We start from the raw sequence: 26,744 nt of genomic DNA, 5'->3' as shown, positions 1-26,744 counted from the left end.
CGCAGAAGACGCTAGCCTCCATCATTCCTGAACTGGAACGCAAGCGCGACGACATGCGCGCCGCGGTCATCGTCCCGGTGGTGAAGCCGTCTGGACGGAAGGCGGCGGAGACGGTGACGCTGCGGTCCGACGAGAGCCGGCTGGAAGAGGCGGTCGGCCTTGCGCGCGCGATCGATCTCGAGGTCGTCTACGGCGCGATCGTCCCCGTTGCCCAGCCGAAGCCCGGCACGCTTATCGGCTCCGGCAAGATCGAGGAGATCGGCCACGCGCTGGTCGAGGGCGATTGCGGCCTCGTCATCGTCGACCATCCGCTGACGCCGGTACAGCAGCGCAACCTCGAGAAGGAATGGAACGCCAAGGTCATCGACCGCACCGGACTGATCCTCGAGATCTTCGGGCGGCGCGCTTCGACCAAGGAAGGCACGCTGCAGGTCGAGCTTGCCCATCTCAATTACCAGAAGGGCCGGCTGGTGCGCAGCTGGACCCACCTCGAACGCCAGCGCGGCGGCGCCGGCTTCATGGGCGGCCCGGGCGAAACCCAGATCGAGGCCGACCGGAGGCTCCTGCAGGACAGGATCGTCCGGCTCGAGCGCGAACTTGAGCAGGTGCGCCGGACGCGCCAGCTTCACCGCGCCAAGCGCCGCAAGGTGCCGCACCCGATCGTGGCGCTGGTCGGCTATACCAATGCCGGCAAGTCGACGCTGTTCAACCGGATGACCGGGGCAGGTGTGCTGGCCGAAGACATGCTCTTTGCCACGCTCGACCCGACGCTGCGCCGAATGAAGCTGCCGCACGGGCGCACGGTGATCCTCTCGGACACCGTCGGATTCATCTCGGACCTGCCGACCCATCTCGTCGCGGCCTTCCGCGCCACGCTCGAGGAGGTGCTGGAGGCCGACCTGATCCTGCATGTGCGCGACCTTTCGGATCCCGACAACATCGCCCAGGCGACCGACGTCACCCGCATCCTCGCCGATCTCGGCATCGACGAGAAGGCGCGCGGCGAGCGGATGATCGAGGTCTGGAACAAGATCGACCGGCTGGAGCCGGAACAGCATGATGCGCTGATGGAAAAGGCAGACGCGAGCGGCAACACGATCGCCGTCTCCGCCATCAGCGGCGAGGGGATCGAGACGCTGATGGACGAGGTCGGCCGGCGGATGTCGGGCGTGCTGACGCAGACCACGGTGCGGCTCGCGCCGGAGGCGATGCAGCATCTCTCCTGGATCTATTCGAACGCCATCGTCGACCATCGCGACGACAACGAGGACGGCTCCGTCAGCCTCGACCTGCGGCTTTCCGAACAGCAGTTGATCGAACTCGACCGCAAGCTCGGCCTCGTGGACAAGCCGGCGCCGGAGGACTGGGAGCGATAGGCGGGTCGACGCGAAGAGACGAAGGACGACCCGGTCTTCCGTCGACGGGACGCCGGAAAGGATCGCGGAGGGGACGGATGGTTAAGGCCTCCCCGTCGAGGCGGGTGGATGTAGCGGCTCCCGGTTTGCGGTTATGGGCGGAGCCCCCCGTTAACCCTTTAGTAACCATACGATAAGATTGCGGTCGTGCCGGCGCGGCGCCGTTCGCATTTCGGCCATGAAGCTGTCATTTTTAGTCAAATGTTACGGTTCGTGGCGCAGGCCATGCGGACGTCCGGCAGTTTGCCGGCATCGCGGGTCTCGTTGCCGGGCGGCGAGAGTATCGAGTGGCGCGTGGGGCAAATGGTATCGAGTAGGGGCAGGGTAATGGTGGCGAACGGTCTGCGCCTGGTGGCCATCCCGGCAATGTGCATGACGCTGGCGGCCTGCGGATCCGCCAAGCAGGCCGTGGAAGCACCGCCGAAGAAGCGGTCGAAGGAATATTTCGCGGAATCGATCTATGGCGTGAAGGCAAGCCCCCGGGTGGCCGACGGCAAGAACATTCCGAAGGGCGGCGGGCGCTTCCAGGTCGGCAAGCCCTATGTCGTCAAGGGAAAGACCTATACGCCGAAGGAGGAGCCCGGCTATGACAGGGTCGGCATGTCCTCCTGGTATGGCTCGGCCTTCCACGGCAGGCTCACCGCCAATGGCGAGGTCTACGACAAGTATCATCTCTCGGCCGCCCACCCGACCTTTCCGCTGCCGAGCTATGCCCGCGTCACCAATCTCGAAAACGGCGCCTCCGTCGTCGTACGCGTCAACGATCGCGGCCCTTACGAATATGGCCGCGTGATCGACGTGTCGTCGAAAACCGCCGATCTCCTCGACATGAAGCGTAAAGGGACGGCGAAGGTCCGGGTCCAGTATGTCGGCCGCGCGCCGCTCGACGGGCATGACATGCCCTACCTGATGGCGTCCTATGTCAAGAAGGGCGACCGCACGCCCTCGGTCATTCCGGAAGGCCAGATCGCGACCGGCGTGATGGTGGCCTCGAACGAGCCCTTGCGAAAGCAGGTCGCGCGCATGGCGCCGCGCGAGGACGTGCTGACGATCCCGCCGAAATCGATGCTGGAGAGCGGCGTGCCGGTCACGGCGCTGGTCGACGAGGTGCCGACCCCGGCCGTCCGGGCGACCGAAGCGATGGCGGCGGGCGCCGTGATGACGATCAGCCTGCCCGAGATCGGTCCTGTCCCGGCGCCGCGTCCGCAATTCGTGCCGGTGCCGGGCGGTGCCGCCTATGCGTCCGCCTATGTCGAACTCGATGCCCGCGTCGCGACGGGCGGCGACGCCTTTGATGCCGTGCTCGTTTCCGCCGATCCTCTGACCTCGGCGGGCGTTGCGGCATTCGGCCTGAGGCAGCTTTCCAAGCGCGACGGCGCGCGCTGATCGCGCGTGACGAAAGTTGCGTTTCCCGCGCGGCCGTGCCTTTGCGCCGGAGGCGGGATGCGAAGACGGGGGAACGACGTCCCATGCGGGCCGCAACATTGCTCTCGATCGCCGTCCTCGGCCTGGGGCTCGCCAGTGGCGCCGCCGCCCAGACCGCCACGGTCGCTCCGCTGACGGAGATCAGGGCGAAACAGGCCTATGTCATCGACGACGAGAGCGGCACGGTGCTTTTTTCCCGCGCCGAAACCGAAGTCGTGCCGCCCGCCTCGCTCGCCAAGCTGATGACGATGGCCGTGGTCTTTGCCGCGATCGACAAGGGTGAGATCACGCCGGAAACGGCCTTCCGGGTCAGCGAGCATGCCTGGCGCACGGGCGGGGCGCCCTCGGGGACCGCCGCCATGTTCGCCAAGCTCAACTCCGATGTCGCGGTGGCCGATCTCGTCCGCGCCGTGACGGTCCAGTTCGCCAACGATGCCTGCATCATCCTTGCCGAGGGTATGGAAGGCGACGAGACGCGCTTTGCCGCGCGCATGACCGAGGAGGCGCGCGCGCTCGGGCTGGAAGGCGCCCGTTTCGTCAACGCAACCGGGCTGCCGGCCGACGGCAATGCGGTCACCATGCGCGACCTCGTCACGCTGGCACAACACATCCGGCTGAACTTTCCCGCGGGTTACGCGCACTATGCCGAGCCGGATTTCGAGTGGAACCGCATCCGCCAGCGCAACCGCAATCCGCTGCTTGCGGGGACGACCGGCGTCGACGGGCTTGCGGCAGGCTATGCGGAGGGCTTCGGCTATTCCACCGTCGTTTCGGCGGAGCGCGGCGGGCGGCGGGTCTTTGCCGCCCTCGCCGGATTTCCGGACGAGAAGGCCCGCCTCGGCGACACGCGCAAACTGCTCGACTGGGCCTTCACCGGCTTCACGAAAAAGACGGTTTTTGCCGCCAATGAGGTGATCGGCGAGGCGAGCGTCTATGGCGGAGCCTCCGGCAGCGTGGCGCTGGTGTCGCCGGAGCCGGTCGATGTCCTGGTCGAGAGCGGCGCATCCGGCGGCCTTCGCGCCGAGATCGTCTATCGCGGGCCATTGACCGTCCCGGTCGCCGCGGGCCAAAAGGTCGGAGCCCTGCGGATCTACAGCGGCGAGCGGCTTCTGAAGGAGACGCCGTTGCAGGCGGCGGCAGCCGTGGAGGCCGGGTCGCTGACCCGCCGCGCGGTCGACGCGCTGGTCGAGCTTGCCGCCTTCTGGCGGTGGTGATGGATGACGTTTGCGGCGGAAGGCATCCTCCGCCAGCCACGGGAGCCGATGTGCCGGTCGATAACGGATTGTTCGTAACCTTCGAGGGCGGGGAGGGCGCCGGCAAGTCGACGCAGATCCGGCTGCTCGGCGAGAGCCTGCGCGCGCTCGGCCACGACGTCCTGACGACGCGCGAACCCGGCGGATCGGCAGGAGCCGAGGCGGTGCGCCATGTGCTGCTCTCCGGCGCGGCACAGGCCTGCGGCGTCCGCATGGAGGCCGTTCTCTTCGCTGCCGCGCGCAACGACCATATCGAGGAGGTCATCCGCCCGGCGCTGGAGAACGGCAAGATCGTTCTTTGCGACCGGTTCATGGATTCCTCGCGCGTCTACCAGGGCGTGACCGGCAATCTCGATCCCGACTTCATCGATGCGCTCGAGCGCGTCGCGGTCGACGACGTCCGGCCGGACTGCACACTGATCTTCGACCTTCCGGCGGCCGAGGGCCTCGAGCGGGTCCGAAGCCGGCTGGGCACGGCCGTGACGGGCGGCGAGGGGGGGCTCGACCGTTTCGAGAAGGAGGAACTCGACACGCATGAGAAGCGGCGCGAAGCCTTCCTCGACATCGCCGCCCGCGAGCCGGACCGCTGCGCCGTCATCGACGCGACAGCTCCTCCCGCCGTCGTGGCGGACAGCGTGATGGCGGTCGTCCGGCCGCTGCTCGAACGGGTCTTGATGCGCGAAGCGGCGACGAAGGCGGCGCAATGAGCGGCGAGGCGCAGGATCTGATCGACGGCGCGATCGCGCCGGCGGAAAACACCCGCCTGTTCGGCCATGGGGCGGCCGAGCGCTTCCTCGCGCAGAGCTATCGGTCGGGCAAGGGGCACCACGCGCTGCTCCTGGAAGGGCCGAAGGGCATCGGCAAGGCGACGCTCGCCTTCCGCTTCGCCAACCATGTCCTCAACCATCCCGACCCGGGCCGCGCCCCGGAGACCATCACCGACCCCGATCCGGACGCGGCGGTGACGCGCCAGATCGTCGCCGGCGCCTCGCATCATCTTCTGCACCTGACCCGCTTGGTGGACCCGAAGACCGGCAAGGCGAAAAGCGCGATCTCGGTCGACGAGGTGCGCAGGGCCGGAAAATTCTTCTCGCAGACCTCCGGCACCGGCAACTGGCGGATCGTCGTCATCGACCCCGCCGACGATCTCAACCGCAGCGCCGCCAACGCGATCCTGAAGATCCTGGAGGAGCCGCCGAAGCGGGCGATGTTCCTCGTCATCACCCATGCGCCCGGCAAGCTGCTGCCGACGATCCGCTCGCGCTGCCTGCCGCTCCGGCTCGAGCCGTTGGCCCCGCCTGCGCTCGAAGCCGCCGCCGCCCATCTCGGCATCGACACGGCCCGCGCGCCGGTCCGGCGGGCGCTTTCGGCTGCCGGCGGCAGCGTCGCAAGGCTGCTGACGCTCGTCAACCATGGCGGCCTGGAGATCGCCGAGGCGTTCGAAAAGGCGCTGGCGGGCGAGGGACCGGCCCAGCGCAAGGCAATGCTGGCGCTGGCCGACGTGGTGTCGGCCAAGGACAACGACATCGTCCACGGCTTCTTCACCGACCTCGCCGACACCCATCTGACCGCCGCCGCGAGGCAGGCCGCCCTTTCGGGCGACCTCGACCGCGCCGGCCGCCTCGCCAGTCTCTCCTCCGCCATCACCGAACGGCTCTCCATCGCCGAGGCCTACAATCTCGACCGCAAGCAGACGGTGATGTCCATCCTCCAGGATCTCGCCTCCTGAGACGGGAAGGCGGGCATCGGCCGCTTTTCTGGCAGTGGCCGGTTTCCTCCTTTTCTGCAATGCGATAAGAGCACGGGACGCACACGAACAGACCCCGACGGATCGATCCTGCCATGCCTGACACGTCGCCTTTCTACATCACGACCGCGATCTCCTATCCGAACGGCAAGCCCCATATCGGCCATGCCTACGAGCTGATCGCCACCGACGCGATCGCGCGCTACCAGCGCCTCGACGGCCGCGATGTCTTCTTCCTGACCGGCACGGACGAGCATGGCCAGAAGATGCAGCAGACCGCGCGGCGGGAAGGCATCACGCCGCAGGAGCTCGCCGACCGCAACTCGGCCGAATTCCGCGAGATGGCCCGGCTCCTGAACGCCTCCAACGACGATTTCATCCGCACGACCGAGCCGCGCCACTACGAGGCCTCGGCCGAGATCTGGCGGCGCATGGTCGCCTCCGGCGATCTCTACAAGGACAGCTATGCCGGCTGGTATTCGGTGCGCGACGAGGCCTACTATCAGGAGGAGGAGACGGAGGTGCGCGCCGACGGCGTGCGCTACGGACCGCAGGGCACGCCCGTCGAATGGGTCGCGGAGGAAAGCTACTTCTTCCGTCTCTCCGCCTATGGCGACCGGCTGCTGAAGCACTACGAGGACAATCCGGATTTCATCGGTCCGGCCGAGCGGCGCAACGAGATCCTGTCCTTCGTCCGCTCCGGCCTCAGGGACCTGTCCGTCTCGCGCACCACCTTCGACTGGGGCATTCCGGTGCCGGACGATCCCGCCCATGTGATGTATGTCTGGGTCGACGCGCTGACCAACTACATCACCGCGACCGGATACCTCACCGATCCCGAGGGGCCGCGGGCGAAATACTGGCCGGCCAATGTCCATATCATCGGCAAGGACATCATCCGTTTCCACGCCGTCTACTGGCCCGCCTTCCTGATGTCGGCCGGCGTGCCGCTGCCCGAGCGCGTCTTCGCCCACGGCTTCCTGCTCAACAAGGGCGAGAAGATGTCGAAGTCGCTCGGCAACGTCGTCGATCCCGTCAACCTCGTTTCCCATTTCGGTCTCGATCCGATCCGCTACTTCTTCCTGCGCGAGGTCTCGTTCGGCCAGGACGGCAGCTACAGCGAGGAGGGGATCGCCACCCGCATCAATTCCGACCTCGCCAACGGCATCGGCAATCTCGCCAGCCGCTCGCTTTCGATGATCGTCAAGAACTGCGACGGCCGCATCCCGGACTGCGGCAGCCTGACGGCGGCTGACACGGCGATGCTCGCCTCCGTCGATGCCCTCCATGCGCTGACGCGTGACGAGATGGGCCGCTTCCAGATCCACCGCGCGCTGGCCGCCATCATCGCCGTGGTCTCGGAGGCGGATCGCTATTTCGCCGGCGAGGCGCCCTGGGCGCTCAAGAAGACGGATCCGGCGCGCATGGCGACCGTCCTCTACGTGACCGCCGAGACCGTGCGCCAGATCGCCATCCTTCTCCAGCCCTTCATGCCGGAATCGGCAGGCAAGCTGCTCGACCTCGTCGCCGTTCCGGCGGACCGGCGCAGTTTCGCCGCGCTCGGCGAAGCGGGCCGTCTCGTCGCGGGAACGGCGCTTTCGGCACCGACGCCGGTCTTCCCGCGCTATATCGCCCCGGAGGCGTGACGTGCTGATCGACACGCATTGCCACCTCGACTTTCCGGATTTCGCCGCCGAGAGGGACGAGATCGTCGCGCGGGCGCGCGGCGCCGGCGTCATCCGCCTCGTGACGATCTCGACGCGCGTGCGCCGCTTCGACGCGATCCGCGCGATCGCCGAGGCCTATGACGACGTCTACTGTTCGGTCGGTACCCATCCGCACAATGCCGACGAGGAAGGGGACGTGACGGCCGACGAGCTCGAGTCGCTGTCTGCCCATCCGAAAGTGGTGGCGATCGGCGAGGCGGGCCTCGACTATTTCTACGACAACGCGCCGCGCGAAGCCCAGGCGCAGGGCCTGCGCGTCCACATCGAGGCGGCGCGCCGCACCGGCCTGCCGCTCGTCATCCACAGCCGCGATGCGGATGCCGACATGGCCGACATCCTGAAGGAAGAGACGGGCAAGGGTACCTTCCCGTTCCTGCTGCATTGCTTCACGGCGGGAGAGGAACTGGCGCGGACGGGGATCGAGCTCGGCGGCTACATCTCGTTCTCGGGCATCCTTACCTTTCCGAAATCCGAGGCGCTTCGGGCGATCGCGCGCGGGCTGCCGCGCGACCGCCTGCTCGTCGAGACGGATGCGCCTTATCTCGCGCCGAAACCCTATCGCGGCAAGCGCAACGAGCCGGCCTATGTGGCGCACACGGCCGGCGTTCTCGCCGAAACGCTGGGCCTGCCCCTCGACGAAGTTTCGGCGATCACCACGGAGAACGCGCTGCGCATCTACGCGAAGATGCCGAGGGTCTGACGTGCCCGTCCTGACGGTCTTCACCCTCCTCGGCTGCGGTTCGTCCCCGGGCGTGCCGCGCATCACCGGCGACTGGGGCGCCTGCAATCCCGACAATCCGAAGAACCGGCGCCGCCGCGCCTCGCTCTTGATCGAGCGGATCGGCGAGGACGGCGGACGCACGACGGTGGTGGTCGACACCGGCCCCGATTTCCGCGAACAGATGGTGTCGGCCGGCGTCCGCCATATCGATGCGGTGCTCTACACCCACGCCCATGCCGATCACCTGCACGGGATCGACGACATTCGCGGCTTCGTCCTGCACAACAAGCGTCAGGTGCCGATCCATGCGACGCCGGAAACGATGGAGCGGATCCGCGAGGGTTTCGGCTACTGCCTGCACACGCCGCCCGGCAGCCAGTATCCGCCGATCGTCAGCGCCCGGCTGATCGACGATCTAGAAGTACCGCTCACCATTAAAGGCGCCGGCGGCGCGATCGACATCGAGCCGCTGCTGCAGATCCATGGCAGCATCACCTCGCTCGGTTTCCGCGTCGGCAGCTTCGCCTATTGCAGCGACGTCAGCGACTTTCCCGCGCCGACGCTCGCCCGCCTTGCAGGCCTCGACACGCTGGTGATCGACACGCTGCAATACGCCTTCCACCCGAGCCACCTGTCGCTCGAGCAGTCGCTTTCCTGGATCGACCGCATCGGCCCGAAACGGGCAATCCTGACCCACATGCACGTCCCCCTCGACTACGACCGCGTCATGGCGGAGACACCCGACCATGTGGAGCCCGGCTATGACATGATGCGCATTGAAGCGACCGGGACATGATGCACCGCTTGCCGATGCGACTGAAAACGGCCACCCGGAGTTTCCTGCAGAAGGAAGAAATGTCGAGGAATCACGGCGCAGAAAGGAGAAAAGCATGGCCTTGACCAGCGCCGCAGACCCGGGACATCTCTAAACACAGCTCACATCTCGCCGGAGATGCCGGGTAGTCCCCACTCGAAATCAACACCTCTACCGCCTGAACGGGGCAGCGGCGTCAAGATGCCGTCACTTTAGGAACAGCGCCATCGGCGTGGCGCGCCCGGACGCCGACGTCGAAGTCCGAATGACCGGGGCTTGCAAATATATATTCGTTCACAATCCGCATGGCCTGGCTGATTGTCCAAAAAACGAAGCCGGAAGTCATGGAGCTACTGGACGGGCTGGACGACGATGCCGGCCGTGACTTGATGGAGAGCTTTATCGGTACCATGGCTTCCTTCAAATCGGTGACGGAGGTGATGGAGGCAACCGCGGCCCGAATTCTGTTGCTGGTGCGGCCGTTATCGAGCGAGACAAGCTGGCGGCACAATGATGAAACGCCGCACCCTTCTCAAGGGCAGGCTCGTTCTCGCGACCACCAGCCATTCCGCTGCCGGCATCGGTGCAACCACCTCGGCTATCGACGTTGAGATGCAGGAGGCAAAATGCGCGCGCCCTCTCCCGGGCGCGCCTGGCCGCGTTCCGCAGCATCCCGGCGCATGGCCAAAGCATGTTCGGATCGTTCATCGAACTGAGTTGCGGCGGCGAGGATTGTCGAGTTCGCTATGGGCGAAGCGAAACGGAGGGAGATCCCGACATTCATGATCCCCGACGTGCCGCCGTAGCCGCTCTCCTCCTCTGCGTTGTTGTCGCGCGGGCCGTTTGGCTGTTGCGCCGTCTTCTCGCCTTGCGCCTCGCGATCTCGCTTTACAGGACCGCAAACGCCCTCGGCTGTGCCGCCGACTGGATCGTCGACCGGCACGCTGGCATATCCTCAACCGCGATCGGAGGGGCGCGTTAAGCAAAAAAGTTCGACTCAGGGTGCCCGTCGCGATCGCTCGGCCTTTTTGTACCCATACGGAACCCAATATGACACCACGTCGCAATATCAGTAGAAGATTCTAAATAAATATCTGATTTTACTTCATTTTTTGGTGAGCGCGCCGGGGTTCGAACCCGGGACCTACTGATTAAAAGTCAGTTGCTCTACCGGCTGAGCTACGCGCTCCCGTTCAGGCAGCCGGGTCGGGCTGGTGGAAGCGGGCGGAGATATGCATTCTCGACGCCGCCCGGTCAACCGAAAAATGGCGCCTTGCGTCTGCGCGTCTCCTTGGGCGATCGCGCCATCGCCAAAAGATGATTGGTGCGGCGCACGCTTTGCCGCTATCAGAGCCTCGGACGGGCCGTGCGCCAGGCAGGGCGGTCCGCAGCGCATCAAGGAGGTGTCGTTGTCGATTGCCGATATATCCGTCTGGACTGCGATCCTTGCGGGCGCGCTGTCGTTCCTCTCGCCTTGCGTGCTGCCGCTGGTGCCGCCTTACCTCTGCTACATGGCCGGCATTTCCGTCGACCAGTTCCGCCAAGGCGAGGCGGAAAGGGCCGACCGGGCGGCACGCCGCGCGGTGGTCCTCGCGGCCCTTTTCTTCACGCTCGGCTTCGCCACCGTCTTCGTCGCGCTCGGCGCCGGCGCTTCCACCATCGGCCAGACGCTTCGCCAGTATGCCGATATCCTCTCGCGCATCGGCGGCATCGTCATCATCCTCATGGGCCTGCATTTCCTCGGGATCGTGCGGATCGGCCTCCTCGGCCGGGAGGCGCGCTTCCAGGGCGGCGGCAAGCCCGCGACGCTGTCCGGCGCCTATGTCATGGGCCTTGCCTTCGCATTCGGCTGGACGCCCTGCATCGGCCCCGTGCTCGGGACGATCCTCGGCGTCGCCGCCTCGCGCCAGACGGTCGGCGAGGGGGCGGGGCTTCTCGCGCTCTATTCGCTCGGCCTCGCCGTGCCGTTCTGGATCGCCGCCGCCTTCTCGTCGCGCTTCATGCGGTTCCTCGTCCGTTTCCGCCGCCATCTCGGCCTCGTCGAGAAGATCATCGGCGCGCTCCTGGTGGTCTCCGGCCTCGTCTTCCTCTCCGGCCTCGTCAGCGTCATCGCCATCTGGTTCCAGCAGACCTTTCCGATCCTGATGCAGATCGGCTGACGACGGGGCGGCAGGACATGGCGCAGATGATGGGACTGGTGCTGCCGTTCTTCGGGCTGATCCTGCTCGGCGTCGCGGCGGCGCGGATCACCCGGCAGCCGGCCGAGGCGCTCGGCTGGCTCAACACCTTCGTCATCTATGTCGCCCTGCCGGCGCTGTTCTTCAAGCTGGTGTCGAAGACGCCGGTCGACCAGCTCAAGCGATTCGACTTCATCGTCACCGCGGTCGCGACGACCTATGTCGTCTTCACCGCCGTCTTCCTGATCGCCTTTCTCGTGCGCCGCAGCGGCGTCGCGGAATCGACGGTGCAGGGACTCGCCGGCGCCTATGGCAATATCGGTTTCATGGGTCCCGGCCTCGCCCTGCTCGCCTTCGGCGAGAAGGCGGCGGTGCCGCTCGCGCTGATCTTCTGCTTCGAGAATGCGGTGCATTTCACCGTGGCGCCGGCGATGATGGCCTTTGCCGGCGGCGACCGGCGCCCGCCGCTCGCGCTCGCCCGCGACGTCGGACGCAAGGTGCTGCTCCACCCCTTCAACCTGTCGACCCTCGTCGGCGTCGCCGCAGCCCTTGCCGGCTGGCAGCCGCCACTGGCGATGATGCGGCTCGTCGATTCGCTCGCGCAGGCCGCCGCACCCTGCGCCCTCTTCGCCATGGGCGTGACGCTGGCGCTCCGCCCGCTGAAGCGCGTGCCGGTGGAGATCGGCGTGATCGTGCCGGCCAAGCTCGTCGTCCATCCGCTGCTGATGTATCTTGCCCTCGGCGCCGCCGGCAGTTTCGACCCGGTCTGGGTCCATACCGCCGTGCTTCTCGCCGCGCTTCCGACGGCGACCAATGTCTTCGTCATCGCCCAGCAATACCATGTCTGGCAGGAGCGGGCCTCGGCCTCGGTGCTGATCACGACGGTGCTGTCGGTGGCGACCGTCACCGGCTTCCTCTATCTCGTCACGTCAGGCCTGCTTCCGGCCGATCCGTTCCCGTAGGTCGCGCGCGAGCGCCGCAAGCGCGCCGCCCGGCTGGACGCCCTCGCGCATGGCGAAGGCCCGAAGCGGCGGGACGGCGGAGAGAAGATGCAGGCCGGCGCTCCGCACAGCCTGCACCGGCAGGAAGCCCGACAACAGCGAACGGTTGAGCAGATCGACGCTGACGGTGCGGCTGATCACGTCGGCACGGCGCGCATGGTCGTAGCGTTCCGCGAGCGATCCGGAGATCGCCGCGCCCGAGGCGGGGCCGAGGAGATCGACGAGGGTCGCGACATCGCGCAGGCCGAGGTTCAATCCCTGCGCGCCGATCGGCGGGAAGGCGTGGCCCGCCTCGCCGACGAGGACGGCCCGGCCGCGGCCGAAGCGGCGCGCCGTCATGCCGGACAGGGGAAAACTCTGCACGCCCTCGACCGCGCGGACCCGGCCGAGCATCGACTGCATGCGCGCCTCGACCGTACGGCAAAGCACATCCTGCGCCAGTGTCACCGTGGTCGCGGCGTTTTCCGGGCGCCGCACCCAGACGAGGCTGGACCGGTTCGTTGCGAGCGGCACCTGCGTGAAGGGGCCTTCCTCGGTATGGAACTCGGTGGAGATCTGTTCGTGCGGCCGCTCGTGGTCGAAATTCATCACCACCGCGGTCTGCGGATACGACCAGCGATGCGTCGGGATGCCGGCAGCGGCGCGCACGGCGGAGGCGCGGCCATCGGCCCCGACGACGAGCCCCGCCGAAATCCTGCCGCCGGTGTCGAGGTCAAGGGTGGCACCCTCGTCCGACATGTCGAGCCCCGCCAGACTTGCCTCGATCCGCGTGATCGCCGAGCGCGCCGCGATCGCCCCGTCGAGGACGGAAAGCAGCGCCGCATTCGGCAGGTTGCTGCCGAAGGCGTTAAGGCCGATCTCGGCGGCGCGGAAGGTGACCGTCGGCGCGCGCAGCAGCCGGTTCGTGCCATCGATGATGCGTATGGCGCTGAGCGGCTCGGCGATCGGGAAAAGCGCCTCTTCGAGACCGAGGCGGGCCAGCATGTCGAGCGCCGGCTGCATCAGCGCGGTGGTGCGCCGGTCCGGATGCGGCGACACCGGCCCGACAAGCGCGACGCGATAGCCCGAATCGGCGAGCGCGACGGCCGCGAGCGATCCGGCGAGCGCTGCGCCGACGACCGCGATATCGTATTCCTCCATGGCGGCTCTCCGTTTTTCAAATCTGCCCATATACGGTGATCTAGGCCCGTTCGGACGGAAAATCCATGGGGCCGATCGGCGCAGGCATGGCGCCGGGAGCGGCAGCAGCGGCGGCGTCCGGGCGATTTTTGCTGGCGATCACCGGCAAAGGATGCATAGTACCGCGCCATCTCCGGGCGGACGCGGCGGCGATGGCGGGCGTCCGGCGCCGGCCGGCAAACCGATCAAGAGTTACGGACAGGCAACCGATTGCGATGAAGATCTTCAGGTACAGGCGTGTCCCCTATGCGGAGATCCGCGCCTTCTCCGTCCATATCCTGACGGCGTCCGGCTCGTTTCTCGCCTTTCTCGGGGTTGTCGCCGCCGCGGAGCAGCGCTTCGTCGACATGTTCTGGTGGCTCGGGCTGGCTTTGGCGGTCGACGGGATCGACGGGCCGATCGCGCGGCGCGTGCGGGTCAAGGAAGTCCTGCCCAACTGGTCCGGCGACACGCTCGACAACATCATCGACTACGTCACCTATGTGCTTTTGCCGGCCTTCGCGCTTTACCAGAGCGGCATGATCGGCGAGCCATGGTCCTTCTTTGCCGCCGGCGCCATCGTCATGTCGAGCGCGATCTACTATGCCGACATGGGCATGAAGACGGACGAGTATTTCTTCTCCGGCTTTCCGGTCGTCTGGAACATGGTGGTCTTCTCGCTCTTCGTCATCGAGGCGAGCGAGTTGACGGCCTCGATCGTCGTCGGCGTCTCGGTGTTGCTCACCTTCCTCCCGATCAACTTCCTGCATCCCGTCAGGGTCGAGCGGCTGCGCATCGTCAATCTCGCCGTCTTCGCGCTTTGGTGCCTGTTCGGCGGCTACGCGCTGCTCCTGCATTTCGAATCGCCGCCATGGGTCGTCTGGGGCGCGGTCGCGACCGGCATTTACCTTTATGTCATCGGTTTCGTGCTTCAGATCTTTCCCAATCTAGGACGTTCTTGAGGAGATCCATCATGGCGCAGGCCATCGTCGTGCGTGAACTCGGCGGTCCCGAGGTGCTGAAGCTCGAAGGGGTGACGCTGCCGCCGCCGGGGCCGGGCGAGGTGCAGATTCGCCAGATCGGCATCGGCCTCAACTATATCGACGTCTATTTCCGCACCGGCCTCTACAAGCAGGCGGGCGGCCTGCCCTTCGTTCCCGGCAAGGAAGGCGCGGGCGTCGTCACCATGGTCGGCGACGGCGTCGGGCTTTTCGCCATCGGCGACCGCGTCGCCTATGCCTCATCGGACGGCGCCTATGCCAACGAGCGCAACATCGAGGCCTCGGCGCTCGTCAAGGTGCCGGACGGCATCCGCCTCGAAACGGCCGGCGCGATGATGCTGAAGGGCATGACGGCGCAATATCTCCTGCACCAGACGTATAAGGTCGGGCCCGAGACGACGCTGCTCTTCCACGCGGCCGCCGGCGGCGTCGGCCTGATCGCCGGACAATGGGCGAAGGCGCTGGGGGCGACGGTGATCGGAACGGTCGGCTCGGCGGAAAAGGCGGCCCTCGCGCTCGAGAACGGCTACGACCACGTCATCAATTACCGGACCGAGGATTTCGTCAGCCGCGTCAAGGAGATCACGCGCGGGCGCGGCGTCGACGTCGTCTATGATTCGGTCGGCCGCGACACGTTCCCCGCCTCGCTCGACTGCATCAGTCCGCGCGGGCTCTGGGTGAGCTTCGGCAACTCCTCCGGGCCCGTCGACGCCTTCAGCATGGGCATCCTCGCGCAGAAGGGGTCGCTCTTCGCCACGCGGCCGACCCTCTTCACCCATATCGCCACCCGGCCGGCGCTTGAAGCATGTGCGAATTCTCTCTTTGATGTTGTGCGCAGCAACAAAGTGCGTATCAATACGGCCCAGACCTATCCGCTCGCCGAGGCCGCTCGTGCGCATGCGGATCTGGAAGCACGAAAAACGAGTGGAACAACGCTGCTGATCCCATGAGACAAGCCTGACAAGGGCACGGGGCGTCGGCGTCAGATGGTATGGGGGTCGCGTGCCGGTTGACGAAGCAACCGCCGGCAGTCCGTTACTGGCTGTCGGCAAGCTGACGAAGATGTTCGGGTCCTTCGCGGCCTGCAACGCCATCGACCTCAGCATCATGCCCGGTGAAATCCACGCCCTTCTCGGCGAAAACGGCGCCGGCAAATCGACACTCGTCAAAATGCTCTTCGGCGTCCTGGCGCCGACCTCGGGCCAGATCTTCTGGCAGGGAAAGCCGGTGTCCATCCCGAGCCCCAACGCCGCGCGCCGGCTGGGCATCGGCATGGTGTTCCAGCATTTCTCCCTGTTCGAGGCGCTGACGGTGGCGGAGAACATCGCGCTGTCGATGGATCCGACCGTGTCGCTGTCGAAGATCGCCGACGAGGCGGCCGAGCTGTCGCGCGCCTACGGCCTGCCGCTCGACCCGAACTCCCATGTCGCCGACCTCTCCGTCGGCGAACGCCAGCGGATCGAGATCGTCCGCGCGCTCCTGCAGAACCCGCGCCTGATCATCCTCGACGAGCCGACCTCGGTCTTGACGCCGCAGGAGGCCGACCGGCTGTTCGAGACGCTGGAGAAGCTGAAGAGCGAGGGGCGGTCCGTGCTCTACATCAGCCACCGGCTGGAGGAGGTACAGCGCATCTGCGACCGCGCCACCGTGCTTCGCCACGGCAAGGTGACGGGCGCCTGCGATCCGCGCCGCGAAACGCCCGCCTCGCTTGCCCGCATGATGGTCGGCAGCGACGTCGCGGCGGTGACGAATGCCGGTACGGGCGCGAAGGGCGAGGTGGAACTCGAGGCGCGCAACCTGACGGTTGCCGCGCGCACGCCGTTTGCCGTGTCGCTGAAGGGGGTCAACCTCACGGTGCGCGCCGGCGAGGTCCTGGCGATCGCCGGTGTCGCCGGCAACGGCCAGAGCGAATTGTTCGATGCGCTCTCCGGCGAGTTTCCCGTCGTCGACGACGAGGCGGTGCGGATCCGCCGCAAGCCGTCCGGGCGCGCAGGCATCACCGCCCGGCGGCTGATGGGCGCCGGCTTCGTGCCGGAGGAGCGCCATGGCCACGCCGCCGTCTCCGCCCTGCCGCTCTCCGACAATCTCGTGCTCGCGCGCTGTCAGTCCGACCGCAAGGCCTTCATCGGCGGCGGCGTCCTCGGGCTGATCCGCCAGCAGGCGGTAAAAAGCGCTTCGAAACGCATCTGCGCCGCGATGGACGTGCGCAAGAGCGGCGAGGACCCGGCGGCGGGCTCGCTGTCGGGCGGCAACCTGCAGAAATTCATCGTCGGACGCGAACTCGACCGCCAGCCGACCGTGCTGATCGTAAACCAGCCGACTTGGGGGGTCGATGCGGGTGCTGCGAGCCGCATCCGCCAGGCGCTGGTGGACCTTGCGAAATCGGGCTCTGCCGTGCTGGTCATCAGCCAGGACCTCGACGAGATCTTCGAGGTTGCGACCGACATCGCCGTGATCAGCGAGGGCAGGCTGTCGCCCGCCTATCCGGCCGGCGACCTGACGCGCGAAAAGATCGGCCTCCTGATGGGCGGCATGCACGGCGACGGCGGAGCGGCCCATGCGCATTGAGCTCGAAAAGCGCGGCGGCGTCTCGCCGCTCTTCTCCATCCTCTCGCCGATCATCGCGCTCGGTCTGACCGTCGTCGTCGGCGCCATCCTCTTCACGTTTCTCGGCAAGAATCCGGCGACCGCGCTCTACTCCTTCTTCGTTGAGCCGCTGCTGGAAACATGGTCGTTGCACGAACTGGCGATCAAGGCGGCACCGCTGATCCTGATCGGCGCGGGGCTGACCATCTGCTACCGCTCGAACAACTGGAACATCGGCGCCGAGGGCCAGTTCATCATCGGCGCGATCGCCGGTTCGATCCTGCCGGTGCTCTTTCCGGAATGGACCTCGCCGGTCGTGCTGCCGCTGATGCTGCTCTTCGGCATGGTCGGCGGCGCGCTCTATGCCGGCATCCCCGCCTTCCTCAAGGCGCGGATGAACACGAACGAGATCCTGACCAGCCTGATGCTCGTCTATGTCGCCCAGCTCTTCCTCGACTGGCTGGTGCGCGGGCCCTGGCGCGATCCGGGCGGCTTCAATTTTCCGGTGACGCGGGAATTCGCCGCCAACGCCATCCTGCCGGAGGTGATCTCGTCGTCGGGTAGGGCGAATTACGGCTTCGTCTTCGCGATCGTCGCGGCCGTGGCGCTGTGGTTCCTGATGCGCTTCACGCTGAAGGGCTTCGAGATCATCGTGCTCGGCCAGTCGGAGAGGGCAGGGCGCTTCGCCGGCTTCTCGTCGAAGCGCATGATCTGGTTCTCGATGTTGCTTTCCGGCGCGCTTGCCGGCCTTGCCGGCATCTCCGAGGTGTCCGGCGCGATCGGCAAGCTGCAGCCGGTGATCTCGCCCGGCTACGGCTTCACCGCGATCATCGTCGCTTTCCTCGGCCGTCTCAATCCGCTCGGCGTCATCATTTCGGGCCTCCTGCTCGGCCTCACCTATCTCGGCGGCGAGGCGGCGCAGGTGTCGCTCGAGATCTCCGACAAGGTCGTGCGGGTCTTCCAGGGGTTGCTGCTGTTCTTCGTGCTCTCCTGCGACACGCTGATCCACTACCGCATCCGCCTGATCACGGCGGGCGCCGCCGAGGGAGGCCGGGCATGACCATCATCGAAGCGATCCTGCTCAGCGTCATCACCGCTTCGACGCCGCTCGTCATCGCCGCCTGCGGCGAACTGGTGGCGGAGCGCTCGGGCGTGCTCAATCTCGGCGTCGAGGGCATGATGGTGATGGGCGCGGTGCTCGCCTTCATCGTCACCACCTCCACCGGGTCGCCCTCCCTCGGCATTCTCGCCGGGATCGCCAGCGGCGCCCTGTTCTCGTTGCTGTTCGGCGTCCTGACGCTGACGCTCGTCGCCAACCAGGTGGCGACCGGCCTGGCGCTGACCATCCTCGGCCTCGGCGTCTCCGGCATGCTCGGCGAGAGTTTTGTCGGCCAGCCGGGCATCAAGCTGATGCCGATCGACATTCCGATCCTCGGCGACATCCCGCTGATCGGTCCGCTCCTCTTCCGGCAGGACGCGATCTTCTACCTCTCGATCCTGCTCGTCCTCGGCGTCAACTGGTTCTTGTTCAAGAGCCGGTCCGGCCTCAAACTGCGTGCCGTCGGCGACAGCCACGCCTCGGCGCACGCGCTCGGCGTCAACGTCATCCGCACGCGCTACCTTGCGGTGATGTTCGGCGGCGCCTGCGCCGGGCTGGCAGGCGCGCAGCTCTCGCTCGTCTATACGCCGCAATGGGTGGAGAACATGACGGCGGGGCGCGGCTGGATCGCGCTGGCGCTGGTCGTCTTCGCCTCCTGGCGGCCGTGGCGGGTCGTCGCCGGCGGCTATCTCTTCGGCGCGGTCTCGATCAGCCAGCTGCACGCACAGGCCTTCGGCATCGGCGTGCCGTCGCAGTTCCTCTCGGCGCTGCCCTATGTCGCGACGATCGTCGTGCTGGTCATCATCTCGCGCAACCGGCGCATGACGCTGATCAACACGCCGGCATCGCTCGGAAAATCCTTCGTTCCGGACCGGTGAGGATCGGAACGTCTCTCTCTTCATACTGACGGAGGTCCCCCATGAAGAAACTCTTACTCGCTCTCGCCTCGACGGCCGCCGTCATCGGCTTTGCCGCGAGCGCCCACGCGCAGGACAAGGCGAAGGTCTGCTTCGTCTATGTCGGCTCGAAGACCGACGGCGGCTGGACCCAGGCGCACGACATCGGCCGTCAGGAACTCGAAAAGGCGCTCGCCGACAAGATCGAGACGCAGTTCCTCGAAAACGTTCCGGAGGGCCCGGACGCCGAGCGCGCCATCGAGCGCCTCGCCCGCTCGGGCTGCGGCCTGATCTTCACGACCTCCTTCGGCTTCATGGACGCGACGATCAAGGTCGCCGCCAAGTTCCCGGACGTGAAGTTCGAACACGCGACCGGCTACAAGAACGCGCCGAACGTCGCGACCTACAACAGCCGCTTCTATGAGGGCCGCTACATCCAGGGCGTGATCGCCGCGAAGATGTCGCAGAAGGGGCTCGCCGGCTACATCGCCTCCTTCCCGATCCCGGAAGTCGTGCAGGGCATCAATTCCTTCGTCATCGGCGCGCGTACGATCAATCCGGACTTCAAGATCAAGGTCGTCTGGGCCAACACCTGGTTCGATCCGGGCAAGGAAGCCGATGCCGCCAAGGCGCTGATCGACCAGGGCGTGGATATCCTCACCCAGCACACCGACACGACCGCGCCGATGCAGGTTGCCGCCGAGCGCGGCATCAAGGCCTTCGGCCAGGCCTCCGACATGATCGCCGCCGGCCCGCAGACGCAGCTGACGGCGATCAAGGACACCTGGGGTCCCTATTACATCAAGCGTACCCAGCTCTTCCTCGACGGCAAGTGGGAGACCGCATCGAGCTGGGACGGCCTCAAGGACGGCATCCTGCAGATGGCGCCCTACACCAACATGCCGGACGACGTGAAGGCGCTCGCCGAGGAAACCGAGGCGAAGATCAAGTCGGGCGAGCTGAAGCCGTTTACCGGCCCGCTGAAGAAGCAGGACGGCAGCGAATGGCTCGCCGCCGGCGCCAGCGCCGACGACGGCACCCTGCTCGGCCTCAACTTCTACGTCGACGGCGTCGACGACAAGCTGCCGCAGTAAGCCACTGAAACGTCGGAAGCCGGCGGGGTTGTCCCCCGCCGGCTTCGGTAACGGGAGGCACCTGACGCAGCGTCAGGGCTTTGACCCGGCGCAAGCGTCTTGCGCTCGACGTCGCCGCGTCAGCCGGCGTCGTCCGACGGACCGTTTGCCGCATCGTGGATCGCCTCGACCAACACCTCCGTGGACTGTGCTCCCATGACCGCGAAGCGCCGGTCGAGGATGAAGCAGGGGACGCCGGTGACCCCCATTTGCCGCGCCGCGTCGATCTCGGCCAGAATGTCGGCCTTGTCGGCTTCGGAGAGGAGCAGCGTCTCGATCACCTGACGCTCCAGGCCGGCCGTTTCGGCGATGTCGAGCAGGACGGTCCGGTCGCCGACATTGCGGCCTTCCTCAAAATTGGCCTTGAACAGCAGCGAGACGACCCTGTCCTGCGCTTCCGGGCCACCGGTCGCGGCCCAGCGGATCAGCCTGTGCGCGTCGAGCGTGTTCGGGCTGATGCGCACCGCGTCGAAATCGAAGGCGATGCCATCGGCGCGGCCGAGTTCCTGGAGCATGGCATGGGCGCGGTCGACCGCTTGCGTCCCGCCGAGCTTGGCGGCGAGATGGGCCTTGTGGTCGACGCCCTCCGGCGGCAGGTCCGGATCGAGCTGGTAGGGATGCCAGTTGATACGCACGTCGACCTCGCCCGAAAGCGCGGCGACGGCCCTGTCGAGCCGCGCTTTGCCCAGATAGCACCAGGGGCAGACGACGTCGGACACGACATCGATCGAGAGTGTTTTCATCATGGTCCTTTCAGGCGATGCGGGAAATGAACGGCGACACGGCGCGCCGAGGCCTGCCCGTCGCGCTGTTTCAACAAGGTGCGCCGCGGGGAAGGCGGCGTCCGGACCGATCACTGGGCGTTCTCGTCCCACCAGGTCGGCAGCTGGTAGCCGTAGAGCGGCACGGTGTTCGGCCTTCCGATATGCTTGCGCCGCCCGATCCACTGGGCGCCGACATGATAGAGCGGCACCAGATAGGAATTCGACACCAGAAAACGGTCATGCGCCCGGACGGCGGCGACGAAATCCTCGACGCTGCGGGCCTGGAGGATATTGTCGATCAGGCGGTCGACCTCCTTGTCGGCGACGCCGGCGAAGTTCGAGCTGCCCTGCCGGTCGCGCGACACCGAGCCCCAGTAGGAGATCTGCTCGATGCCCGGTGAGAGCGAGGAGGCATAGGCCTTGACGATGACGTCGTAGTCGAAGGTCTGGCTGCGCTTCTGGTACTGGGAATCGTCGACGGTGCGGACGGAGGCGCTGATGCCGAGGGCGGCGAGCGAGCGCTGGTAGGAGAGCGCCACTTTCTCCTGTCCCTCGTTCTGCGTCATGATCTCGAAGGCGAGCGGAACGCCGCCCTCGTTGCTCATCTTGCCGTTCTTGATCGTGTAGCCGGCCTCGCGCATCAGGTTGACCGCCTCGCGCAGCACGTTACGGTCGCGCCCCGACGCATCGGTCACCGGCAGGCGGTAGCTCCCGTCGAGAACCGACGGCAGGATGCGGTCGCGCGCGGCGCCGATCAGCCCGAGTTCCCGGTCGTCGGCCGGCGTATCGAGATAGGAGAGGCTGGAGTTCTGCCAGTAGCTCTGGGTGCGGGTATAGGCGCCGTCGAAGAGGTTGCGGTTCACCCATTCGAAATCGAAGACGAGGGCGAGGCCCTGGCGCAGTTTCAGGTTGTCGAAGACGGGCCGGCGGGTGTTGAAGACGAAGCCGAGCATGCCCGACGGCGTCTTCGGCGTGAAGGTGTCCTTGATCACGTCGCCGGTGACGACGGCGGGAAAATTGTAGCCGCGCGACCACTTCGTCGGGCTGCCTTCCATGTACACATCGACCTCGCCCTTCTTGAAGGCCTCGAACAGCGTGCTGTCCTGCAGGAAATACTCGATCGAGATCGTGTCGTAATTGTCGAAGCCGACCTTCGAGGGCAGGTCCTTGCCCCAGTAGTCCGGATTGCGCTTGAAGACGATCTTCTCCCCGGCGGAGACGTGGTCGATCGCATAGGGTCCGGAGCCCATCGGCGCCTTCAGCGTCGTCTGGTCAAAGGTGGCCGGGTCCGTCGCATGTTTCGGCAGCACCGGCGACAAAGCGAGCAGCAGCGGGAACTCGCGGTCGGTGCCGGCCTTGAACGTGAAGCGCACGCCGTTCGTGCCGACCTTCTCCATCGTCTCGACCTTGGCGAGCCGGGTGGAGAAGGGAACGCGGCCCTTGTCGCGCATCAGCTCGAAGGTGAAGATGACGTCGTCGGCCGTCACCGGCTGGCCGTCGGCCCAGCGCGCGGCCGGGTTTAGGTTGAACTGGATGAAGGTGCGGTCCTCGTCCCATTCGACCGATTGCGCCAAAAGCCCGTAGAGGCTGAAGGCCTCGTCGCGCGAGCGCTGCATCAGCGACTCGTAGACGAGATTGCCCATCTCCGGATCCCACATGCCGCGCGCGGTGGTGCGCATGCTCTTCAGGATGAAGGGATTGAGGCTGTCGAAGGTGCCGACGACGCCATAGGCGATGCGGCCGCCCTTCTTTGCGTCCGGATTGACATAGGGAAAATGCGGGAAGTCGGGCCCGAGCGCCGGCGACCCGTGCATCGCGATCCCGTGCACCGGCTCGGCCCACGCGGGCAGCGCCGCCGCGAGCGCAGCGAGAAGCGATGTCAAACCCAGTATCAGACCACGCACTGTCCGTCTCCCTCGTGTCGTCCGTTCCGGCGACTCGGCCTAACCTAGCATGGCGCCTCGGATTTCCAATGAAGGGCCGAATCGGTCGATCAATCGTGATCAAAAATTCTGGCGGGAGGCTGGATAAACCGCGCGCTGCGATGTAGACGGAGTGAGGACAGGGGCCATTCATTTGCCTTATTTGGCAAGGAGGAGAGCGGGCGATCCAGGGCGCATGGGATCGCGACCGCGGTCTGCGGCTCGAGCGACCGAACTTCAGGAGACGGACATCTTATGAGCTTCACATCGACTTTCGCAGCCAGGATGGCGGTATCGGCTCTCGGACTTTCGATGGCAGCCGCCGCGATGCCGGCGACGGCGTCGGCCCAGCAGGCTCAGGCCGGCGGCGGCCGGACCCCGCAGGGCTGGTTCAAGGTCTGCACCAAGCAGGAAGACAACGACGTCTGCATCGTGCAGAACCTGCTGACCGCCAGCAACGGCCAGCTGGTCACCGCCATCGGCCTGATCACCGTGCAGGGCAAGACCAACCGCAAGCTGATGCAGGTTTCGGTGCCGTCGGCGCGGCTGATCCCGACCGGCATCCAGATGCAGATCGACGGCGGCAAGGCCGCGAAGCTCGACTATGCCGTCTGCATGCCCGATAAGTGCATCGCCGAGGTTCCGCTGACGGACGGCATGATCGCCAGCCTGAAGAAGGGCGGCGAGGTCGTGTTCACCTCCGTCAACTTCCAGCGTGCCCCGAACCCGATCAAGATCTCGCTGGAAGGCTTCACCGGCGCCTTCGACGGCGAGCCGATCGAGCAGTCCAAGCTCGAGGAGCGCCAACGCCTGCTGCAGGAAGAAATGCAGAAGAAGGCCGAAGACGCCCGCAAGAAGCTCGAAGACGCGCAGAAGGCCGCCAAGCAGCAGTAACCGCGCCTTCCCTTTGTAAGGATTGCAGAAGACCTCCGGCGAAATGTCCGGAGGTCTTTTTGTTGGAGGCGTGAGACCCGTTCGGCATTCCCCTTGCATGGAAGGGTCGACCAACGGATCTCCTCGAACCCTGCAAGGAATGCGGACCGGATTCCATGAGAACAGACAGACCAGCCGACCTGCAGGCAATCATCGACGAGATCCACGCGACGCTCAAATCCCGTTTCGGCGAGGGGAAGGTTGCCGATTACATTCCCCAGCTCGCCCGCGTCGACCCGAAGCATTTCGGCATGGCGGTCGTCATGGCGGACGGCAGGGTGCTGCGCTGCGGCGACGCGGACGTTGCCTTCTCCATCCAGAGCATCTCGAAAGTGTTCACCCTGACGATCGCCCTCGGTAAGTATGGCGAAAACGTCTGGAAACGCGTCGGGCGCGAGCCCTCCGGATCGGCCTTCAACTCGATCGTCCAGCTCGAGCACGAGGGTGGCATCCCCCGCAACCCCTTCATCAATGCCGGCGCGATCACCATCAGCGACCTCATTCTTTCCGGCCACACGCCGAAGGAGGAGATCGGCGAGATCCTGCGCTTCGTCCGCCATCTCGCCAATGACGACGACATCCATGTCGACCGGGACGTCGCCCGCTCGGAAGCGGCGACCGGCAACCGGAATCTCGCCCTTGCCCATTTCATGCGCTCCTTCGGCAGGCTCGACCATCCGGTCGACTATGTCCTGGGCGTCTATTTTCACCAGTGCGCCATCGCGATGAGCTGCGCGCAGCTGGCCCATGCCGGCCTTTACCTCGCCTGCAACGGCAGGAATCCGCTCTCCGGGCACACGGTCGTCTCCGAACAGCGCGCGCGGCGGATCAATGCCGTGATGCTCACCTGCGGGCATTATGACGGATCCGGTGACTTCGCCTATCGCGTCGGCCTGCCGGGCAAGAGCGGCGTCGGCGGCGGCATCCTGGCGATCGCGCCGGGCAGGGCCTCCATTGCGGTGTGGTCGCCGGGGCTGAACAGCAACGGCAATTCCGCGCTCGGATCGCTGGCGCTCGAAATGCTGGCGCAGCGCACCGGCTGGTCGGTGTTTTCCGGCTGAGTGACCGGATAAAAACGCGCCGTCACGGGTATTTCGCTTGATCTTGCGGGCGTGACGGGGCAAGTGCAGGGCGAGGTTCAGCAACCTTGCCGCCCGATGGCCGTTTCGCCCGATCGTTTCCGGACCGCTTGCCCGTGACCGCTGCCGCTTCACCCGATGCCTTCGACGCCGACGCTCATTCCGGCGATGCCGCCGGCACGGGCGACCTGCCCGCCGTCTTCCGCGCCATGCCGCAATCGGTGTCGTTCAACAAGCTGCGCAAACGGCTGCTGCGGCAGGTGCGCCAGGCGATCGAGGATTTCGGCATGCTTGCCGGCCCGCCGAAGCGCTGGCTGGTCGGCGTTTCCGGCGGCAAGGACAGCTACAGCCTGCTCGCCCTGCTCCTCGATCTCCAGTGGCGCGGGCTGCTCCCGGTCGAACTCGTCGCCTGCAACCTCGACCAGGGCCAGCCGAACTTTCCGAAGCATGTGCTGCCGGATTATCTCGCCTCGATCGGTGTGCGGCACCGCATCGAATACCGCGACACCTATTCCATCGTGAAGGAGAAGGTGCCGGAGGGCGCCACCTATTGCGCGCTCTGTTCGCGGCTGCGGCGCGGCAATCTCTACCGGATCGCCCGCGAGGAGGGCTGCGACGCGCTGGTGCTCGGCCATCACCGCGAGGATATCCTCGAGACCTTCTTCATGAACCTGTTCCACGGCGGCCGGCTGGCGGCGATGCCGGCGAAGCTCGTCAACGACGAGGGCGACCTTCTCGTGCTCCGGCCGCTCGCCTATGCGGCGGAGGACGATCTGGCGAAGTTTGCCGCCGGGATGGCGTTCCCGATCATTCCCTGCGACCTCTGCGGCTCGCAGGATGGGCTGGAGCGCAATGCGATGAAGGCGATGCTTGCCTCCATCGAGGCCCGCATGCCCGGCCGGAAGGATGCGATGCTGCGCGCGCTCGGCCATGTGAACCCGTCGCATCTGCTCGATCCGAGCCTTTTCGATTTCAAAACCCTCGTTCCGGAGCCGAAAGAATGACCACCAGCCTAGACGTCGCCCTGCTCTCCTCGCTGCTCGAGGAGGCGGCCCGCGTCGAGATCATGCCGCGCTTCCGCAATCTCGGCACCGACGACGTCCGGATCAAGACCGAGGCGATCGATCTCGTCACCGAGGCGGACGAGGCGGCGGAGCGGCTGATCAAGGCGAAGATCGCCGAGCTCGCGCCCGATGTGGTCTTTATCGGCGAGGAATCGGTCGCGGCCGATCCCGACCTCCTCTACCGGCTGAAGGATGCCGACCTTGCGCTTGTCATCGATCCGATCGACGGCACGTTCAACTTCGCCGCCGGCATGCCGCTGTTCGGCGTCATGGCGAGCGTCGTCTCGAAGGGCGAGACCGTTGCCGGCATCATCTACGATCCGATCGGCAAGGACTGGGCCATCGCCGAGAAGGGCGCCGGCGCCTTCATCGTCAAGCCGGACGGCGCGCGGCGCCGCCTGTCGATCGCCGCCCCCGTGGCGCTGCCGGCGATGACCGGCATCGCCTCGGTCGGCTTCTATCCGATCGAGCAGCGCCGCATCGTCATGGGGAATCTGGCGGAAGTGCGCATGGCGACCAGCTATCGCTGCGCCGCGCACGAATACCGCACCTTCGCCGACGGGCACCTGCATTTCATGATGTACCAGAAGCTGATGCCCTGGGATCACCTGGCCGGTTCGCTGATCGCCGAGGAGGCTGGCGCCCATGTCGCGCGTTTCGACGGCTCGCGCTACCTGCCGCACACGTTCGACGGCGGCCTTCTGATCGCGACCGACAAGGACAGCTGGCAGGCGCTGCGCCGCGACGTCTTCGTCGTCTGACGGACCTTTCGCGACACGACCCCTGAAAAGGCCCGCGCCGGCGACGGCGCGGGCCTTTTCACATGCGC

Annotated in this window: 25 protein-coding genes and 1 tRNA gene; 21 read left to right on the top strand and 5 right to left on the bottom strand. The window is 66.3% G+C overall.

The features are described 5' to 3' along the window. The first annotated feature begins 53 nt into the window (after positions 1-53). The 9 genes from hflX (at position 54) to ACEVQ6_RS10945 (ending at position 9,713) form a co-directional block, all read left to right on the top strand. On the top strand, positions 54-1,376 hold the full coding sequence (gene hflX, locus ACEVQ6_RS10985; RefSeq protein WP_374889198.1) for a GTPase HflX: 1,323 nt from the start codon (positions 54-56) through the stop codon (positions 1,374-1,376). 342 nt (positions 1,377-1,718) lie between these two features. Continuing rightward, positions 1,719-2,801: a septal ring lytic transglycosylase RlpA family protein gene (locus ACEVQ6_RS10980; protein ID WP_374889018.1), complete on the top strand. Its 1,083-nt coding sequence runs from the start codon at positions 1,719-1,721 to the stop codon at positions 2,799-2,801. An 83-nt stretch (positions 2,802-2,884) separates the two neighbouring features. Then, positions 2,885-4,054, top strand: a complete 1,170-nt coding sequence (locus ACEVQ6_RS10975) for a D-alanyl-D-alanine carboxypeptidase family protein (protein WP_374889017.1) — start codon at positions 2,885-2,887, stop codon at positions 4,052-4,054. Next, the gene (gene tmk, locus ACEVQ6_RS10970) at positions 4,054-4,800 is read left to right on the top strand and encodes a dTMP kinase (protein WP_374889016.1); all 747 of its coding nucleotides are present in this window, start codon (positions 4,054-4,056) and stop codon (positions 4,798-4,800) included. Before ACEVQ6_RS10975 ends, tmk begins: the two co-directional genes overlap by 1 nt. Then, complete coding sequence (locus ACEVQ6_RS10965) at positions 4,797-5,822, top strand: DNA polymerase III subunit delta' (protein WP_374889015.1); 1,026 nt, start codon at positions 4,797-4,799, stop codon at positions 5,820-5,822. Before tmk ends, ACEVQ6_RS10965 begins: the two co-directional genes overlap by 4 nt. A gap of 113 nt (positions 5,823-5,935) precedes the next feature. Then, on the top strand, positions 5,936-7,486 hold the full coding sequence (gene metG, locus ACEVQ6_RS10960) for a methionine--tRNA ligase (protein WP_374889014.1): 1,551 nt from the start codon (positions 5,936-5,938) through the stop codon (positions 7,484-7,486). 1 nt (position 7,487) lies between these two features. After that, the gene (locus ACEVQ6_RS10955) at positions 7,488-8,267 is read left to right on the top strand and encodes a TatD family hydrolase (protein WP_374889013.1); all 780 of its coding nucleotides are present in this window, start codon (positions 7,488-7,490) and stop codon (positions 8,265-8,267) included. A gap of 1 nt (position 8,268) precedes the next feature. Next, positions 8,269-9,084 carry an MBL fold metallo-hydrolase gene (locus ACEVQ6_RS10950; protein ID WP_374889012.1) on the top strand — a complete coding sequence of 272 codons (816 nt, stop codon included), beginning with the start codon at positions 8,269-8,271 and terminating at the stop codon, positions 9,082-9,084. A 323-nt stretch (positions 9,085-9,407) separates the two neighbouring features. Then, entirely contained in the window at positions 9,408-9,713 is a 306-nt protein-coding gene (locus tag ACEVQ6_RS10945; RefSeq protein WP_374889011.1) for a hypothetical protein, read from the top strand. Here ACEVQ6_RS10945 and ACEVQ6_RS10940 read toward each other — a convergent pair. Then, positions 9,701-10,045: a hypothetical protein gene (locus ACEVQ6_RS10940; protein WP_374889010.1), complete on the bottom strand. Its 345-nt coding sequence runs from the start codon at positions 10,043-10,045 to the stop codon at positions 9,701-9,703. The two genes, ACEVQ6_RS10945 and ACEVQ6_RS10940, sit on opposite strands and share 13 nt — an antisense overlap. Positions 10,046-10,215: 170 nt before the next feature. Beyond that, a tRNA-Lys gene (locus ACEVQ6_RS10935) sits at positions 10,216-10,291 on the bottom strand. A 220-nt stretch (positions 10,292-10,511) separates the two neighbouring features. Here ACEVQ6_RS10935 and ACEVQ6_RS10930 point away from each other — a divergent pair. Continuing rightward, the gene (locus tag ACEVQ6_RS10930; protein WP_374889009.1) at positions 10,512-11,261 is read left to right on the top strand and encodes a cytochrome c biogenesis CcdA family protein; all 750 of its coding nucleotides are present in this window, start codon (positions 10,512-10,514) and stop codon (positions 11,259-11,261) included. A gap of 17 nt (positions 11,262-11,278) precedes the next feature. Next, positions 11,279-12,241: an AEC family transporter gene (locus tag ACEVQ6_RS10925; RefSeq protein WP_374889008.1), complete on the top strand. Its 963-nt coding sequence runs from the start codon at positions 11,279-11,281 to the stop codon at positions 12,239-12,241. Here ACEVQ6_RS10925 and ACEVQ6_RS10920 read toward each other — a convergent pair. Next, complete coding sequence (locus tag ACEVQ6_RS10920; protein WP_374889007.1) at positions 12,209-13,420, bottom strand: UbiH/UbiF family hydroxylase; 1,212 nt, start codon at positions 13,418-13,420, stop codon at positions 12,209-12,211. The two genes, ACEVQ6_RS10925 and ACEVQ6_RS10920, sit on opposite strands and share 33 nt — an antisense overlap. A gap of 254 nt (positions 13,421-13,674) precedes the next feature. Between ACEVQ6_RS10920 and pcsA the strand changes: the two genes are divergently transcribed. The 6 genes from pcsA (at position 13,675) to ACEVQ6_RS10890 (ending at position 20,114) form a co-directional block, all read left to right on the top strand. Continuing rightward, a complete protein-coding gene (pcsA, locus tag ACEVQ6_RS10915) occupies positions 13,675-14,400 on the top strand; it encodes a phosphatidylcholine synthase (protein ID WP_374889006.1) in 726 nt (241 codons plus the stop codon). Between the two features lie 11 nt (positions 14,401-14,411). Beyond that, complete coding sequence (locus ACEVQ6_RS10910; RefSeq protein WP_374889005.1) at positions 14,412-15,389, top strand: quinone oxidoreductase family protein; 978 nt, start codon at positions 14,412-14,414, stop codon at positions 15,387-15,389. Between the two features lie 112 nt (positions 15,390-15,501). Then, on the top strand, positions 15,502-17,007 hold the full coding sequence (locus ACEVQ6_RS10905) for an ABC transporter ATP-binding protein (RefSeq protein ID WP_374889197.1): 1,506 nt from the start codon (positions 15,502-15,504) through the stop codon (positions 17,005-17,007). Next, positions 16,997-18,085, top strand: coding sequence for an ABC transporter permease (locus ACEVQ6_RS10900; RefSeq protein ID WP_374889004.1), 1,089 nt, complete (start codon positions 16,997-16,999; stop codon positions 18,083-18,085). Before ACEVQ6_RS10905 ends, ACEVQ6_RS10900 begins: the two co-directional genes overlap by 11 nt. Then, positions 18,082-19,002 (top strand): ABC transporter permease, encoded by a 921-nt coding sequence (locus ACEVQ6_RS10895; protein WP_374889003.1) that lies wholly within the window; start codon positions 18,082-18,084, stop codon positions 19,000-19,002. The genes ACEVQ6_RS10900 and ACEVQ6_RS10895 overlap by 4 nt, the downstream gene beginning before the upstream one ends. Before the next feature lie 41 nt (positions 19,003-19,043). After that, positions 19,044-20,114, top strand: a complete 1,071-nt coding sequence (locus ACEVQ6_RS10890; RefSeq protein WP_374889002.1) for a BMP family ABC transporter substrate-binding protein — start codon at positions 19,044-19,046, stop codon at positions 20,112-20,114. A 119-nt stretch (positions 20,115-20,233) separates the two neighbouring features. On the opposite strand, the gene ACEVQ6_RS10885 is transcribed toward ACEVQ6_RS10890, so the two are convergent. Both ACEVQ6_RS10885 and ACEVQ6_RS10880 read right to left on the bottom strand, forming a co-directional pair. After that, positions 20,234-20,896, bottom strand: coding sequence for a DsbA family oxidoreductase (locus tag ACEVQ6_RS10885; protein WP_374889196.1), 663 nt, complete (start codon positions 20,894-20,896; stop codon positions 20,234-20,236). Between the two features lie 110 nt (positions 20,897-21,006). Beyond that, positions 21,007-22,809, bottom strand: a complete 1,803-nt coding sequence (locus ACEVQ6_RS10880; RefSeq protein WP_374889195.1) for an extracellular solute-binding protein — start codon at positions 22,807-22,809, stop codon at positions 21,007-21,009. Between the two features lie 285 nt (positions 22,810-23,094). Between ACEVQ6_RS10880 and ACEVQ6_RS10875 the strand changes: the two genes are divergently transcribed. The 4 genes from ACEVQ6_RS10875 to ACEVQ6_RS10860 all read left to right on the top strand — a co-directional run bounded on the left by ACEVQ6_RS10875 (position 23,095) and on the right by ACEVQ6_RS10860 (position 26,676). Continuing rightward, on the top strand, positions 23,095-23,733 hold the full coding sequence (locus ACEVQ6_RS10875; RefSeq protein ID WP_374889001.1) for an invasion associated locus B family protein: 639 nt from the start codon (positions 23,095-23,097) through the stop codon (positions 23,731-23,733). 155 nt (positions 23,734-23,888) lie between these two features. Then, on the top strand, positions 23,889-24,833 hold the full coding sequence (locus tag ACEVQ6_RS10870; RefSeq protein ID WP_374889000.1) for a glutaminase: 945 nt from the start codon (positions 23,889-23,891) through the stop codon (positions 24,831-24,833). A gap of 134 nt (positions 24,834-24,967) precedes the next feature. Beyond that, positions 24,968-25,855 carry a tRNA 2-thiocytidine(32) synthetase TtcA gene (ttcA, locus tag ACEVQ6_RS10865; protein ID WP_374888999.1) on the top strand — a complete coding sequence of 296 codons (888 nt, stop codon included), beginning with the start codon at positions 24,968-24,970 and terminating at the stop codon, positions 25,853-25,855. Further along, positions 25,852-26,676 carry an inositol monophosphatase family protein gene (locus tag ACEVQ6_RS10860; protein WP_374888998.1) on the top strand — a complete coding sequence of 275 codons (825 nt, stop codon included), beginning with the start codon at positions 25,852-25,854 and terminating at the stop codon, positions 26,674-26,676. The genes ttcA and ACEVQ6_RS10860 overlap by 4 nt, the downstream gene beginning before the upstream one ends. The last annotated feature ends 68 nt before the right edge of the window (positions 26,677-26,744 follow it).

It is taken from the genome of Ensifer soli, from assembly GCF_041928815.1.
Lineage (GTDB): Bacteria > Pseudomonadota > Alphaproteobacteria > Rhizobiales > Rhizobiaceae > JBHFEI01.
This window is presented reverse-complemented; position numbering and strand designations above follow the sequence as displayed.

Coding starts and splice junctions, on each gene's coding strand:
- hflX (WP_374889198.1), top strand. CDS start 54: ATGCGCGCCGCGGTCATCGTCCCGGTGGTGAAGCCGTCTGGACGGAAG.
- ACEVQ6_RS10980 (WP_374889018.1), top strand. CDS start 1,719: ATGGTATCGAGTAGGGGCAGGGTAATGGTGGCGAACGGTCTGCGCCTG.
- ACEVQ6_RS10975 (WP_374889017.1), top strand. CDS start 2,885: ATGCGGGCCGCAACATTGCTCTCGATCGCCGTCCTCGGCCTGGGGCTC.
- tmk (WP_374889016.1), top strand. CDS start 4,054: ATGGATGACGTTTGCGGCGGAAGGCATCCTCCGCCAGCCACGGGAGCC.
- ACEVQ6_RS10965 (WP_374889015.1), top strand. CDS start 4,797: ATGAGCGGCGAGGCGCAGGATCTGATCGACGGCGCGATCGCGCCGGCG.
- metG (WP_374889014.1), top strand. CDS start 5,936: ATGCCTGACACGTCGCCTTTCTACATCACGACCGCGATCTCCTATCCG.
- ACEVQ6_RS10945 (WP_374889011.1), top strand. CDS start 9,408: ATGGCCTGGCTGATTGTCCAAAAAACGAAGCCGGAAGTCATGGAGCTA.
- ACEVQ6_RS10925 (WP_374889008.1), top strand. CDS start 11,279: ATGGCGCAGATGATGGGACTGGTGCTGCCGTTCTTCGGGCTGATCCTG.
- ACEVQ6_RS10920 (WP_374889007.1), bottom strand. CDS start 13,420: ATGGAGGAATACGATATCGCGGTCGTCGGCGCAGCGCTCGCCGGATCG.
- pcsA (WP_374889006.1), top strand. CDS start 13,675: ATGAAGATCTTCAGGTACAGGCGTGTCCCCTATGCGGAGATCCGCGCC.
- ACEVQ6_RS10910 (WP_374889005.1), top strand. CDS start 14,412: ATGGCGCAGGCCATCGTCGTGCGTGAACTCGGCGGTCCCGAGGTGCTG.
- ACEVQ6_RS10905 (WP_374889197.1), top strand. CDS start 15,502: ATGTTCGGGTCCTTCGCGGCCTGCAACGCCATCGACCTCAGCATCATG.
- ACEVQ6_RS10900 (WP_374889004.1), top strand. CDS start 16,997: ATGCGCATTGAGCTCGAAAAGCGCGGCGGCGTCTCGCCGCTCTTCTCC.
- ACEVQ6_RS10895 (WP_374889003.1), top strand. CDS start 18,082: ATGACCATCATCGAAGCGATCCTGCTCAGCGTCATCACCGCTTCGACG.
- ACEVQ6_RS10890 (WP_374889002.1), top strand. CDS start 19,044: ATGAAGAAACTCTTACTCGCTCTCGCCTCGACGGCCGCCGTCATCGGC.
- ACEVQ6_RS10885 (WP_374889196.1), bottom strand. CDS start 20,896: ATGAAAACACTCTCGATCGATGTCGTGTCCGACGTCGTCTGCCCCTGG.
- ACEVQ6_RS10875 (WP_374889001.1), top strand. CDS start 23,095: ATGAGCTTCACATCGACTTTCGCAGCCAGGATGGCGGTATCGGCTCTC.
- ACEVQ6_RS10870 (WP_374889000.1), top strand. CDS start 23,889: ATGAGAACAGACAGACCAGCCGACCTGCAGGCAATCATCGACGAGATC.
- ACEVQ6_RS10860 (WP_374888998.1), top strand. CDS start 25,852: ATGACCACCAGCCTAGACGTCGCCCTGCTCTCCTCGCTGCTCGAGGAG.